Below are 14,426 nucleotides of genomic sequence, written 5' to 3'. Positions count from 1 at the left end.
ATGAAAGAAGGAGCTATATTTCAGCTCCTTGTACACTGACAGCATTTTAACGTTCAGAAGTGTTTACAAATTGAAAAAGCCTTATTCTAAAATTCCATTTAGAACAAAAAGTTGATTGTCTTGTCATATGGAGTGTGTTATACTCTGTCTACGGAGTAATCGTGTTACAGGGTGGCTGGGATAGCTTTTGGAACGTTCATTTTAGCATTGCTGACATTCGTATTTACGTTCTGTCGATAATGTTTTAAAGCATAGAAAAACCACCCCGGAACTTTGGCAGAGTAATGAGGTGGTAATTCTATGTTCTTCCTTATTACGAGGTCAACCCCTTGTGGGCGGTTGCTCCTTTTTCTGTCTATAATATATCATATCAGGTAACAAGATTCAAGAGTCGTTAAAACACAAAAAGGAGAAATTCATGATTGATGGAACAGCCATGTTAGGGAAACTTGTAAAGGTTACCGTTGACCGTCCAATGGGAAGCTTTCATCCGAAACATCAGAATCTGTATTATCCTGTGAATTATGGATATATAGAAGGAATCCTGGCCCCTGATGGCGAAGAACAGGATGCATATATTCTGGGAGTGGACCAGCCTGTGAAAGAATTTACGGGAAGGATTATCGGTATTGTGCACCGGCTGGACGATATAGAAGAGAAATGGGTGGTGGCTCCAGAAAAACTGTCCTTTACCAGAGAACAGATACAGGAACAGATATATTTTCAGGGGCAGTATTTTCACTCAGAGATTGTCATATGGGAAGAAGAAAGGCAGGAATTGAGTATGACAGAAACAAGAGAAAATCCGGCCCGCCCGGAAGGAAAGAGCGGGGAGAAGATGCTGAAAAGGATGAACAGGAGCCATGGGCCGCTGAGAGATTTTGGCCTTTCAAAGCTTCCATGGCGTCCGGATATGCGGGTTTTGGATGTGGGCTGCGGCGGCGGAGCAACAATCCAGGATATGCTGAAATTGTCTGCTGGAAGCGTTATCGACGGCGTGGACTATTCTGAAGTCAGCGTTGCCCAGTCCAAAGAGCTGAATCAGGAATATCTGGGAAGCAGATGCCATATAAGCCGGGGGGACGTGACCAAGTTGCCATTTGAGAAAAACACCTATGATCTGGTAACTGGGGTAGAAACCGTGTATTTTTGGCCGGAGGTAGAAAAAGCTTTCAGAGAAATCCTGCGGGTCCTGAAGCCCCAGGGAATGTTTGCGGTGCTCAATGAAGGCAGTGATCCGGACCAGTGTGATTGGCCTGAAATAGATGGCTTTCTGCGGATCTATCGTCCGGAAGAACTGGAGACTCTGATGAAGAAAGCAGGATTTGAGGAGATAGAAATATATCGGGGACAGGACCAGATGATCTGCGTGACTGGAAGGAAGACCGGTTGAAATTTCCTGCTTTTTATAGTATATTAGTAGCACCGAGAAAAATACAATAGGAGAAAAGGAAAAATGAAAAAAACAGCATTAGTCATTATGGCAGCCGGACTTGGCAGCCGCTTTGGCAAAGGGATCAAACAGCTGGCAAAAGTAGGACCCAGCGGTGAGATCATTATGGAGTATTCCATTCACGATGCATTAGAGGCGGGATTTAATAAAGTAGTTTTCATTATCCGCAAAGATATTGAAAAAGAATTTAAAGAGATCATCGGAGACAAGATAGAGAAAGTTGCAGAAGTAGCTTATGTATATCAGGATCTGAAAGACCTTCCAGAAGGCTTTACCTGTCCGGAAGACAGGACAAAACCCTGGGGAACCGGCCAGGCAGTACTGGCGGCCAAGAAAGCAATCCAGGAGCCCTTCCTGGTAATTAATGCTGATGATTATTATGGAAAGGAAGCTTTTGGGAAAATCCATGACTATCTGGTAGAAGAAAAGGAAACCGGCGAGAAAATGGATATCTGTATGGCAGGATTTATCCTGGAGAATACTTTAAGCGACAATGGCGGGGTAACCAGAGGGGTATGTGCCTTAAATCCTGACAGAAAGCTGGTAGGTATTACAGAGACCTATAATATTCAGAAGACTGAAGAAGGTCCGGCAGCAGTAGATGAGGAGACAGGAGAAAAGACGTATCTGGATGCTCAGACACTGGTTTCCATGAATATGTGGGGATTCCAGCCAGAATTCATGGAAGTGCTGGAAAAATGCTTCTCTGAATTTTTAGCTGGAGTGCAGCCTGGAGATATCAAGAAAGAATACCTTCTTCCGGGAGTTGTGGACCAGATGATCAAAGAAGGAAAGGCAGAAGTCTCTGTCCTGAAAACACATGACACCTGGTTCGGTGTAACTTATCAGGAAGATAAGGAAATCGTAATGAAATCCTTTAAAGAGCTGGAAGAAAAGGGCGTATATACGAATCCCCTTTTTCCTCAGGCATAAAGAGCAGAATCCGTGACGTTATGGGGTCAAAGGTATTTTGACCCCTGAATTTTGATGTAAAGGAGTCAGTTATGGGTAAATATTTTGGAACAGACGGCTTCCGAGGAGAAGCAAATGTAAATTTAACTGTAGAGCATGCTTTTAAAGTAGGCCGTTTTCTGGGATGGTATTTCGGAAAAGAACATAAGGCTCAGATTGTTATCGGAAAGGACACCAGAAGAAGCAGCTACATGTTTGAATACTCTTTAGTAGCAGGTTTGACAGCTTCTGGAGCAGATGTTTTTCTTCTCCATGTAACGACTACGCCAAGTGTTTCTTATGTAGTAAGAACAGAAAATTTTGACTGTGGAATTATGATCTCTGCCAGCCATAATCCTTTCTATGACAATGGAATTAAGATTATCAACGGAAATGGTCAGAAAATGGACGGGGCAGTAGAAGCTCAGATTGAGGCTTATATTGACGGAGAAATTCCTGAACTGCCTCTGGCAAAAAGGGAGAATATAGGCCGTACTGTGGACTTCTCAGCAGGAAGAAACCGTTATATCGGCTATTTGATTTCTATTCCAACCAGAGCATTCAAAAATGTTCGGGTAGGACTGGACTGTGCAAACGGAAGTGCATCTGCCATTGCAAAAAGTGTTTTTGATGCCCTGGGAGCCAAGACCTATGTGATCCACAATGAGCCAGATGGAACCAATATCAATACAAACTGCGGCTCTACCCATATTGAGGAGCTTAAAAATTTCGTGAAAGAAAATCAGCTGGATGTAGGATTTGCCTATGACGGAGACGCGGACAGATGCATTGCCGTAGATGATCAGGGAAATGAAGTAAATGGTGACCTGATCCTGTATGTATGCGGCAAATATATGAAAGAGCAGGGACAGCTGAACAATAATACTATTGTTACCACAGTAATGTCTAATCTGGGGCTTTATAAAGCTCTGGACAGAGAGGGAATTCTCTATGAACAGACAGCTGTCGGAGATAAATATGTCTGCGAAAATATGATGACAAATGGCCACTCCATTGGCGGAGAGCAGTCCGGACATATCATCTTTTCTAAACATGCGACTACCGGAGACGGTATTCTCACTTCACTGAAATTAATGGAAGTGATCATTGAAAAGAAAGTTTCCCTCAGCACCCTTACGAGAGAAGTAAAAATTTATCCCCAGGTGCTGAAAAACGTGAAAGTCCACGATAAGAAACAGGCCAGGGAAAATCAGAAGGTTATAGAAGCTATACAGAAGGCAGAAGAAGCTCTTGGAAGCGACGGCAGGATTCTGGTTCGCGAGAGCGGAACAGAACCTCTTATCAGGGTTATGGTAGAGGCTCCGACAGACCAGATTTGCGAAGAGCATGTTCAGCAGATCGTGGATGTTATGGAGGCTGAGAATCTGGTCCTTAACTGAGAGTGAATATGCCAGCACACTGGAGAAACGGAGATGTACAGGTGAAGAAAAAAATCCTTGTAGCGGCAGGCTTTGGGCTGTGCCTGCTGGGAGGCTGCAGCAGCGCTCCTACATCTTATGAAACAGGAAAAACAAATCTGGAGGAGCAGAATTATACCCAGGCTATAGAAGACTTCCAGGATGCTGTGGAGGAAGGCGATCATGCTGTGGAATCCTGGAGAGGAATCGGCATTGCCTGGACGGAACAGGGTGTTTATGATAAGGCTCAGGAGGCATTTGAGACAGCCCTGGGACTGACCGGAAGGTCAGACAGAGCTATGCGGAAAGATTTGAATTTATATCTTGCAGACGCCCAGTATCATCAGGGAGATTATCAGGGATGTGTGGATACCTGTGATACTCTTTTAGAAAGCAGCAGGGAGAAAGATGCCTATTTTCTGAGAGGAAGCGCATATCTCCACTTAGATGATTACAGCCAGGCAGATACTAACTTTGCCAGAGTAGTATCAGGTTCGAAGGATTATGAGGATTATCTGGATGTTTATATGGTGTACAGAGACTGCGGGCTGAATGCAGATGGAAGTGAATATCTGGAAGAGGCTCTGGATATCGATCCTGGAAACGGAGAGGATTATTATCACAGGGGAAGGATATACTATTATCTGGAAGATTATAAAAATGCGGAAGAGGCACTGAAGACTTCTGCTGACAAAGGATATTCCACGGCGCAGCTCTACCTGGGACGGGTGTACCTGGCAGCCGGAGATACCCAGAAGGCTAAGGAAAATTATGAACAGTGTCTGGATGTACAGGAACTGACGGCAGGAGCTTACGGCGGACTGGCATACTGTTCCGTTCTCGAAGAAGACTATGACTCGGCACTGTCTTATATCCAGAAAGGGCTTGAACAGGACGATCAGGATGAAAATCAGGCACTGCTTTTTAGTCAGATTGTCGTATATGAGAGGATGGCGGATTATGACACTGCCAAGGAGAAAATCAGCCAGTATCTGGAACAGTATCCTGCAGACGAAGACGCCATAAGAGAAAATTATTTTCTGGAAACAAGATAGGGCTGAGCTGTCTGCCGGAGAAGACCGAATCCCGCTAAGGACTTGCGAAGGAGTCTTGAATACTTGAATAGGAGAGTATATGGATTTATTTGAGTTAAAAGAAGAAAAAGAAAGAGTAATCCTGGTGGGAGTGGCTACCAGGGAGAATGAAGATGTTCAGGATTCTCTGGATGAGCTGGAAGAACTGGTAGAGACAGCAGGAGCCCAGACTGTAGGAAGAGTAGTTCAGAGCCGTGAGGGGATACATCCAGGCTATTATGTAGGAACCGGAAAACTGGAGGAAATCCAGATGGCGGTGCGGGCTCTGGATGCTACGGGGATTGTCTGTGACGATGAACTGTCACCGTCTCAGATGAATAATCTGGAGCGGGAACTGGAATGTAAAGTCATGGACAGAACCGTTGTAATCCTGGATATCTTTGCTTCCAGGGCAAAAACCAGCGAGGGCAAAATTCAGGTGGAGCTGGCCCAGCTCAGATACCGGGCTGCCCGGCTGACAGGCCTTGGCACATCCCTTTCCCGATTGGGAGGCGGAATCGGGACAAGGGGTCCCGGTGAGAAAAAGCTGGAGGTAGACCGAAGGCTGATCAAAACCAGGATCTCTCAGTTAAAGCGGGAACTGGAACAGGTGAAGCGCCACAGAGAACTCCTCAGGGAAGGCAGGAAGAAGGACAACCTGCTCACTGGAGCCATTGTAGGATATACCAATGCAGGTAAATCCACTCTTTTGAATACCCTTACCCATGCAGCAGTGCTGGAAGAAGATAAACTGTTTGCCACTCTGGACCCTACGACCAGAGTTCTGGAACTTCCCCGAAAACAGAAAATGTATTTGACAGATACAGTTGGATTTATCCGGAAACTGCCCCATCATCTTATTGAGGCCTTTAAGAGTACTTTGGAAGAGGCAAAATATGCAGATGTGATCATTCATGTAGTGGATGCTTCTAATCCTCAGATGGATGAGCAGATGTTTGTGGTGTATCAGACTCTGAAAGAACTTGGAGTAGAGAACAAGAAAGTAGTGACTCTTTTCAACAAACAGGATAAGGTGGAAGAAGAAAAGATTTTCAGGGACTTTCAGGCAGACTATGTGCTGAAGATTTCTGCCAGGACAGGGCAGGGACTGACAGAGTTTAAAGAAGTTATGGAAAAAATCCTTACTGAGAATCAGATTTATCTGGAAAGAAACTATGGATACCAGGAAGCAGGGAAGATTCAGCTGATCAGAAAATATGGACAGCTCCTTGTGGAAGAATATACTTCTGAGGGCATACATGTAAAGGCCAGAGTCCCTGCCAGTATTTATGGAAAAATAGAAGAAGACAGAAAAAACTAATAGAAAAAACCGATGAGGGGTGCGAATCTCATCGGTTTTTTCTCTATCAAAACTTAGGGTATGGCTTATTTATTGTTGTTCTTTGCTTCCATCAGCTTCATTGCGCGGACCTTCAGAGGCAGTCCGAACAAAGTAATGAAACCGTCAGCGTCATGATGATCATACATATCGCCAGTGGTGAAGGAGGCAAGAGATTCATTGTACAGGCTGTATGGAGAAGTAGTGCCTGCCTTGATGATATTGCCTTTATACAGTTTTAATTTTACTTCACCAGTCACATATTTCTGGGTAGATTCTACGAAAGCCTGGATGGCCTCTCTTAAAGGAGTGAACCATTTTCCTTCATATACTACCTGAGCAAGCTGGCTGCCCAGTTTTTTCTTGGTTTCCATAGTATCTCTGTCTAAAATCAGTTCTTCCAGCTGATCATGAGCTTCCATGAGGATTGTTCCCCCAGGAGTCTCATAGACACCTCTGGATTTCATTCCTACTACACGATTTTCTACAATATCAATAATACCGATACCATTTTCACCGCCCAGTCTATTCAGCTCAGTGATAATCTCGGATACTTTCATAGCTTTTCCGTTTAATGTTTTTGGAACTCCGGCTTCAAAAGTCATGGTGATTTCAGTTTCTTTGTCAGGGGCTTTTTCAGGTGTTACGCTGAGAACCAGGAGGTTGTCATAGTTTGGCTCCTGGGAAGGGTCTTCCAGCTCCAGGCCTTCATGGCTGATATGCCATAAGTTCCGGTCACGGCTGTAGCTGTGGCTGACATCGAAAGGAAGATCAATGCCGTGGGCTTTGCAGAAAGCAATTTCGTCTTCACGGGACTGCATTGTCCATACATCGGTCATACGCCAGGGAGCGATGATCTTGATGTCGGGAGCCAGGGCCTTGATGCTCAGCTCAAAACGGATCTGGTCATTTCCCTTTCCTGTGGCGCCGTGGCAGATGGCAACAGCACCTTCTTTTCTGGCAATCTCCACCAGTTTCTTTGCGATTCCAGGACGGGCCATAGATGTACCCAGAAGATATTTATGCTCATACACAGCTCCTGCCTGAACACAGGGCATGATATAATCTTCGCAGAATTCATCTACAATATCCTCAATATATAATTTAGATGCTCCGGACAGTTTTGCTCTTTCATCCAGTCCATCCAGCTCTGCCCCTTGTCCACAGTTGACACAGCAGCAGATAACTTCATAATCAAAATTCTCCTTTAACCAGGGAATCAAGGCGGTGGTATCCAGACCGCCGGAATATGCTAAAACAACTTTTTCTTTCATAAGATCATCCTCCTGAAAATATATAAAGTACGTTATTGATTTCGTTGCTATTGGTACTATACAACAATTATTATAATTATGCAATAGCAAATTGTAAAAAATCCAGGCTTTTCTTTATGACAGAGAGTTATATAAAAGATTACCTATTATTATGACCACGAAACAGCGGGGTTTTTTAATGGGTAAACTATAGAAAAATAAAAAATATATCTTGCATATATATGAAGAGAGATGTATAATTATTCAATATTTCAGAGAAAATATGCATAACTTCTGCTTGCATGAGCGAAAGAACAGGAGTATGATGAACACAGAAAAAAAGAAAACGAGGATGGGAATATGATTAAAGTGGGAATTATCGGAGCTACCGGATATGCTGGAGGAGAGCTGGTGCGTCTTCTGCTGGGACATAAAAATGCAGAGATTAAGTGGTATGGCTCCAGAAGCTATATTGATAAAAAATATTATGAAGTTTACCAGAATATGTTTGAGCTTGTGGAAGATACCTGTCTGGATGATAATATGGCAGAGCTGGCGGACCAGGTGGATGTAATCTTTACTGCTACGCCCCAGGGATTGTGCGCTTCCATGGTGAATGTAGAGATTCTATCAAAAGTAAAGATTATTGATCTGAGTGCAGACTTCCGGATTAAAGATGTGAAGATCTATGAAGAGTGGTATAAAATTTCCCATAAAGCGCCGGAGTTTATACATGAAGCAGTATATGGCCTTTGTGAGATCAATCGGGAAGACATAAAAAAAGCCAGGCTGGTGGCCAATCCGGGATGCTATACAACCTGCAGCATACTTACCTGCTATCCTCTGGTGAAAGAAGGACTGATTGATCCGGATACTCTGATCATTGATGCAAAATCCGGTACCTCAGGAGCGGGACGTGGAGCAAAGGTGGATAATCTTTTCTGCGAAGTAAATGAAAATATGAAAGCATACAGTGTAGGAAATCACCGGCATACACCGGAAATCGAAGAGCAGCTGGGATACGCCGCAGGAAAAAAGATCACTTTAAGTTTTACACCTCATCTGGTTCCTATGAACAGAGGAATCCTGGCTACCGCTTATGCTTCTCTCACAAAGCAGGTTTCTTATGAAGAGGTTAAAGAAATCTACCACAAATATTACAAGAAAGAAAAATTTATCCGTGTCCTGGACAAGGATATGTATCCTCAGACAAAATGGGTAGAGGGAAGCAATTATGTGGATATTAATTTTAAGATCGATCCCAGGACTAACCGGATCATTATGATGGGAGCCATTGACAATCTGGTAAAAGGAGCTGCAGGTCAGGCGGTGCAGAATATGAACCTTATGTTTGGCCTGGAAGAGGCCCAGGGACTTCAGCTGGTGCCTATGTTCCCATAAAAAGCCGGTTTTTGAGGAAAGGAGAATTTGAAGAAAATGGAAGATAAGATAAATGTAACAGAGGGAGGCGTAACGGCGGCTCAGGGATTTCAGGCTGCAGGAATTGCCGCAGGAATAAAAAAAGGCGGTACAAAAGACATGGCCATGGTTTACAGTGAAAAGCCCTGTGTATGTGCAGGCACTTTTACTACAAACGTGGTAAAGGCAGCTCCGGTAAAGTGGGACCAGAAAATAGTAGAGGAATCAGATTATGTTCAGGCTGTGGTATGCAACAGCGGAATTGCTAATGCCTGTACGGGGCAGGAGGGATACAGCTACTGCCAGGAGACAGCCAAGGCTGCGGGAGAAGCGCTGGGTATTTCTGCAGAAGAGGTGCTGGTAGCCTCTACAGGAGTGATCGGGCAGCAGCTTCCCATGGCAGTTTTGAAAGAAGGAGTAAAGAAGCTGGCCCCTATGCTTCTGGGAACAAAAGAGGCAGGAACTTTGGCGGCAGAAGCGATCATGACCACAGATACAGTGAAAAAGGAAGTGGCTGTAGAGATGGAGCTTTCCGGGAAAAAAGTGACTATCGGAGGTATGTGTAAAGGCTCTGGAATGATCCATCCCAATATGTGCACCATGCTGTCTTTTGTGACCACAGATGTGGATATCGATAAAAATCTTTTAAAAGAGGCTTTAAGAGAAAGCGTACAGGATTCTTATAATATGATTTCTGTGGATGGAGACACATCTACAAATGATACGGTATTAGTCCTGGCAAATGCAATGGCAGGAAATCCTAAGATCACAGAAAAAAATCAGGATTATGAGATTTTTAAGAAGGGACTGGACTATGTAAATAAGACGCTGGCTCAGAAGATCGCAGGAGATGGAGAGGGAGCCACTGCTTTGTTTGAAGTCAAGATTACAGGAGCTCAGACAAAGGAACAGGCAGTGACCCTCAGCAAATCTGTGATCACTTCCAATTTGACGAAGGCCGCCATTTTTGGTCATGATGCTAACTGGGGAAGAATCTTGTGTGCCATGGGATATTCAGGGGCGCAGTTTGACCCGGAAAAAGTGGACCTGGTATTTGAGAGCAAGGCAGGAAGAATACAGATTATGAAGAACGGCATCGGAACGGATTACAGCGAAGAAGAAGCAACGAAAATCCTTTCAGAAGATAAAGTGACCGTTATCGCTGACATAAAAATGGGAGAAGAGACAGCCACGGCCTGGGGTTGTGATCTTACCTATGATTATGTGAAAATAAACGCGGATTACCGCTCATAAGGGGGAAAGTGGAATGGTAAAGCAGAAATATCTGGACAAGGCGGAAGTGTTGATCGAGGCCCTTCCCTATATTCAGAGATTTAACAGAAAAATTATTGTAGTAAAATATGGCGGAAGCGCTATGGTAGATGAACAGCTGAAAAAAACAGTTATCCAGGACGTGGTACTTTTAAAGCTGGTAGGATTTAAGCCCATTATTGTCCATGGAGGAGGAAAAGAAATCAGCCGCTGGGTCAGCAAGGTGGGCAAAGAGCCACAGTTTATCAATGGACTGAGAGTAACAGATGGTGAGACAATGGAGCTGGCAGAGATGGTTCTGAACAAGGTAAATAAAGAACTGGTAGCCCTGGTAGAGTCTCTGGGAGTAAAGGCTGTGGGAGTCAGCGGTAAAGATGGAAATCTCCTTAAGGTAGAGAAAAAATTCTCTAATGGACAGGACATAGGATTTGTGGGAAATATTACAGAAGTAAATCCTAAAATTCTTTCAGATCTTCTGGAAAAAGATTTCCTGCCTATTGTATGTCCAGTGGGATTGGACGAGAATTTCCAGACCTATAATATTAACGCAGATGACGCAGCCTGCGCTATCGCAAAGCAGATGCATGCAGAAAAACTGGCTTTCCTTACAGATATTGAAGGTGTATACAGAGACCCGGAAGATCCTTCTACTTTGATTTCCAAGCTTTTTGTAAAAGAAGCAAGAGAGCTGATCAACAGCGGGAATGTAGGGGGAGGCATGATTCCCAAGCTGCAGAACTGTGTGGATGCCATTGAAGGAGGCGTATCCAGAGTCCATATCCTGGATGGAAGAATTAAGCACTGCCTTCTTCTGGAAATCTTTACAGATAAAGGTATTGGAACTGCGATTTTGAGAAAGGATGGAATACAATATTATGACGTGTAGTAAGGAATATATGGATAGAGCAGAAAATGCAGTGCTTCACACTTATAATCGTTTTCCTGTGGTTCTGGAGAGGGGAGAAGGTGTCAGACTGTATGACCTGGATGGAAAAGAATACCTGGATTTTGGAGCAGGAATTGCAGTCTTTGCTCTGGGGTATGGAAATAAAGCATATAATCAGGCTTTAAAGGACCAGGTTGACAAACTGATACATACCTCGAATCTTTTTTATAATATGCCTATGACAGAGGCTGCCGAAAAGCTATTAAAGGCATCGGGACTGAGTAAAGTTTTCTTTACCAACAGTGGTACAGAAGCTATTGAAGGGGCTATCAAGGCTGCCAGAAAATATGCCTGGCTGAGGGATGGAAGTACAGATCATGAGATCATAGCTATGAAACACTCCTTTCATGGCAGAAGCCTGGGTGCACTGTCTGTTACGGGAAATGCCCATTATCAGGAACCCTTTAAACCTCTGATCGGCGGGATCCGTTTTGCTGATTTTAATGATTTGGACAGCGTGAAGGAACAGATTACAGAAAAAACCTGCGCTATTATCCTGGAGCCTGTACAGGGAGAAGGAGGAATCTATCCTGCCAGCCGGGAGTTCCTTCAGGGTCTTCGCAGTCTCTGTGACGAAAAGGACATTCTGCTGATCCTGGATGAAATTCAGTGTGGAATGGGCAGGACAGGCAGTATGTTTGCTTATCAGGATTATGAGGTGGAGCCGGATATTATGACTACAGCAAAAGCTTTGGGCTGCGGTGTGCCGGTAGGGGCTTTTGTGCTGAATGAAAAAACTGCCCAGAATTCTCTGGTACCGGGAGACCATGGCACTACTTACGGCGGAAATCCTCTTGCCTGCAGGGCAGTTAGCAAAGTTTTCGACCTTTTTGAAGAGGAAAAAATCCTGGAGCATGTACAAAAAATAGCTCCTTATCTGGAAAAGAAACTGGATGAACTGGTGGAAAAATATGATTTTCTTACTGAGCGGAGAGGAAAAGGCCTGATGCAGGGCGTTGTAGTATCTGGAAGACCTGTGGGAGAGATTATCAATAAGGCTATAGAAAATGGGCTTTTTGTTCTTTCTGCTGGCACTGATGTGCTGCGCTTTGTTCCACCTCTGATTATTACAGAGGCAGACATAGACGAAATGGCGGAAAAGCTGGAACGTTCTTTTTAGTGTAGTACCCCGCTTCTCTTTCATATAGCAGTTTGTCTGAATCTGAACTGGAATGAAAACCGGACTTATGGGAAAAATATAGCAGATGGGAGATAACTCCCGGCGGTATTTTGAACATAAGGAGGAATAATATATGTGGGGAATTTTAATCGCTGTTGTATCCGGGGCTTTGATGAGTATACAGGGAGTGTTTAATACGGCAGTGACCAAGCAGACCAGTCTGTGGGTGTCTACAGGGTGGGTACAGTTTTCTGCACTCCTGGTCTGTATCGGCGCATGGGTTTTTACAGGCAGAGAAAGAATTGGAGAACTGGCTTCAGTAAATCCTAAATACCTGCTTTTGGGAGGCGTAATAGGCGCCTTTATCACTGTGACTGTAATCCAGAGCATGTCCGCTCTTGGACCGGCCAGATCAGCTATGCTCATCGTAGTGGCACAGCTGGCGGTGGCTTATATTATTGAGCTCCTGGGACTGTTCGGCGTGGAGAAAGGGGCTTTTGAATGGAGAAAGGTTCTGGGAATGGCTGTGGCCATTGTGGGAATTGTAATCTTTAAATGGGAATAGTGTACAAAAAGCAGCTCTCGCAGAGGGCTGTTTTTTGTATTGCGATTTTTCAGAGGGAATGCTATACTAAACTTACATTTCAGATTATATTTTCAGGCGTTTCAGCCATTTATTTCCAAAATGAAATTTCAGCAGGCCGAATACATAGAGGATTATGTCTAAAATTGTAAGGGATTTTAAAAGAACTTGGAAAATAGATATTGTAAAGAGTCTATAAATTCGTTACAATAAATACAGTTGTACATACTGGACTGTTTCTGTCTGACTGGAACAGGGAGGTGTGTATGATGAACAGAAAGAAAAGTATGTTGCTGCTGACTATTTTCTGGATAGCAGTTATTTTTGGATCCTGCGATAACAAAGAGGAGGAAATCCTCATTGGGCAGCAGGAAGAAACAACTCTGAAAGAAGAAAAAAACAGCGGAGAATCTCAGGAAGCAGAAGATATCCAGGAGGAAACTTCTGCTATCTGGGTAGATGTCAGCGGAGCTGTAAAAAATCCGGGAGTCTACAAGCTGGAAAACGGCGCCAGGATTTTTCAGGCCATAGAGGCAGCAGGAGGATTCTCAGAGGATGCAGATCCTCAGTGGCTGAATCAGGCAGCTGAAATATCTGACGGAGAGAAAATTTTTGTTTACACGAAGGAGGAAACCCAGACATTAAAGGAACAAGGGATTTCATCGGAACAGGAAAAAGAAAATGCTGAGAAAGCAGAGGAGGCAAGGATTAACATTAATCAGGCCTCTTTAGAGGAGCTCCAGGAGATACCGGGTATAGGAGAAGCCCGGGCTCAGGCGATTATTGCTTACAGAGAGGAGACTGGAGGCTTTGGAAGCATTGAGGATATTCAGCAGGTCTCAGGAATAAAAGGAAAAACCTTTGAAAAAATAGAACCTTATATAACAGTGGAATAGGAGATAGCAGATGAGCAGAAGAGTGTTGGTTGTTGATGATGAAAAATTAATTGTAAAAGGAATCCGTTTTAGCTTGGAACAAGATGACATGGAGGTAGACTGCGCCTATGACGGAGAGGAAGCTTTGGAAAAAGCCAGAACAAAGGAATATGATATGATCCTTCTGGATATTATGCTGCCAAAGATGACGGGTCTGGAAGTGTGTCAGCAGATCAGAGAATTTTCCAGTGTTCCGATTATCATGCTCACTGCCAAGGGAGAAGACATGGATAAGATTCTGGGACTGGAATATGGCGCAGATGACTATATTACCAAACCCTTCAATATTCTGGAAGTAAAGGCAAGGATAAAGGCGATCATGCGCAGGGCAAGCAAGGAAGATAAGAAAGAGAATACAGAGAAGGTACTGGTCAGCGGAGAGTTGAAGCTGGATTTGGAGGGGAGAAGAGTATTTATAGCTGATAAGGAAATCAATCTGACGGCTAAGGAGTTCGATCTTCTGGAGCTTTTGGCAAAGAATCCCAATAAAGTATACAGCAGAGAAAATCTGCTGAATCTGGTGTGGGGATATGAGTATCCGGGAGATGTACGTACAGTGGATGTACATATTCGGCGCCTGAGAGAAAAGATTGAGACTGTGCCCAGTGATCCCAAATATGTTCACACAAAATGGGGAATCGGATATTATTTTCAGGGCTAGAGA

13 protein-coding genes are annotated in these 14,426 nt (G+C 44.0%); 12 read left to right on the top strand and 1 reads right to left on the bottom strand.

Going from position 1 to position 14,426, the window contains the following annotated elements; all coding sequences use genetic code 11:
- Positions 1–418: 418 nt before the first annotated feature.
- From B5G33_RS22365 to hflX, 5 genes are all read left to right on the top strand, one after another.
- On the top strand, positions 419–1,393 hold the full coding sequence (locus B5G33_RS22365; protein ID WP_087417711.1) for a methyltransferase domain-containing protein: 975 nt from the start codon (positions 419–421) through the stop codon (positions 1,391–1,393).
- A gap of 63 nt (positions 1,394–1,456) precedes the next feature.
- A complete protein-coding gene (locus B5G33_RS11200) occupies positions 1,457–2,386 on the top strand; it encodes a nucleotidyltransferase family protein (protein WP_087417710.1) in 930 nt (309 codons plus the stop codon).
- A gap of 71 nt (positions 2,387–2,457) precedes the next feature.
- The gene (gene glmM / locus B5G33_RS11195; RefSeq protein ID WP_087274722.1) at positions 2,458–3,804 is read left to right on the top strand and encodes a phosphoglucosamine mutase; all 1,347 of its coding nucleotides are present in this window, start codon (positions 2,458–2,460) and stop codon (positions 3,802–3,804) included.
- A gap of 41 nt (positions 3,805–3,845) precedes the next feature.
- Complete coding sequence (locus tag B5G33_RS11190) at positions 3,846–4,877, top strand: tetratricopeptide repeat protein (RefSeq protein ID WP_242974680.1); 1,032 nt, start codon at positions 3,846–3,848, stop codon at positions 4,875–4,877.
- Positions 4,878–4,956: 79 nt separating this feature from the next.
- Complete coding sequence (hflX, locus tag B5G33_RS11185; RefSeq protein WP_087417709.1) at positions 4,957–6,216, top strand: GTPase HflX; 1,260 nt, start codon at positions 4,957–4,959, stop codon at positions 6,214–6,216.
- A gap of 65 nt (positions 6,217–6,281) precedes the next feature.
- On the opposite strand, the gene B5G33_RS11180 is transcribed toward hflX, so the two are convergent.
- A complete protein-coding gene (locus B5G33_RS11180; protein ID WP_087274725.1) occupies positions 6,282–7,508 on the bottom strand; it encodes an argininosuccinate synthase in 1,227 nt (408 codons plus the stop codon).
- A 339-nt stretch (positions 7,509–7,847) separates the two neighbouring features.
- Between B5G33_RS11180 and argC the strand changes: the two genes are divergently transcribed.
- From argC to B5G33_RS11145, 7 genes are all read left to right on the top strand, one after another.
- On the top strand, positions 7,848–8,888 hold the full coding sequence (argC, locus tag B5G33_RS11175) for an N-acetyl-gamma-glutamyl-phosphate reductase (protein ID WP_087417708.1): 1,041 nt from the start codon (positions 7,848–7,850) through the stop codon (positions 8,886–8,888).
- Between the two features lie 36 nt (positions 8,889–8,924).
- A complete protein-coding gene (gene argJ, locus B5G33_RS11170; RefSeq protein WP_330396686.1) occupies positions 8,925–10,160 on the top strand; it encodes a bifunctional glutamate N-acetyltransferase/amino-acid acetyltransferase ArgJ in 1,236 nt (411 codons plus the stop codon).
- A 13-nt stretch (positions 10,161–10,173) separates the two neighbouring features.
- Positions 10,174–11,064 (top strand): acetylglutamate kinase, encoded by an 891-nt coding sequence (gene argB / locus B5G33_RS11165; RefSeq protein WP_087274730.1) that lies wholly within the window; start codon positions 10,174–10,176, stop codon positions 11,062–11,064.
- Positions 11,065–11,074: 10 nt separating this feature from the next.
- Complete coding sequence (locus B5G33_RS11160) at positions 11,075–12,244, top strand: aspartate aminotransferase family protein (RefSeq protein ID WP_242974679.1); 1,170 nt, start codon at positions 11,075–11,077, stop codon at positions 12,242–12,244.
- 133 nt (positions 12,245–12,377) lie between these two features.
- Positions 12,378–12,809, top strand: a complete 432-nt coding sequence (locus B5G33_RS11155) for a DMT family transporter (protein ID WP_087417706.1) — start codon at positions 12,378–12,380, stop codon at positions 12,807–12,809.
- A 284-nt stretch (positions 12,810–13,093) separates the two neighbouring features.
- Entirely contained in the window at positions 13,094–13,723 is a 630-nt protein-coding gene (locus tag B5G33_RS11150; RefSeq protein ID WP_087417705.1) for a helix-hairpin-helix domain-containing protein, read from the top strand.
- A gap of 10 nt (positions 13,724–13,733) precedes the next feature.
- Entirely contained in the window at positions 13,734–14,423 is a 690-nt protein-coding gene (locus B5G33_RS11145) for a response regulator transcription factor (protein ID WP_087274736.1), read from the top strand.
- Positions 14,424–14,426 lie beyond the last annotated feature (3 nt).

Source organism: Blautia sp. An81 (genome assembly GCF_002161285.1).
In the GTDB taxonomy this organism is placed as follows: domain Bacteria; phylum Bacillota; class Clostridia; order Lachnospirales; family Lachnospiraceae; genus Blautia; species Blautia ornithocaccae.
This window is presented reverse-complemented; position numbering and strand designations above follow the sequence as displayed.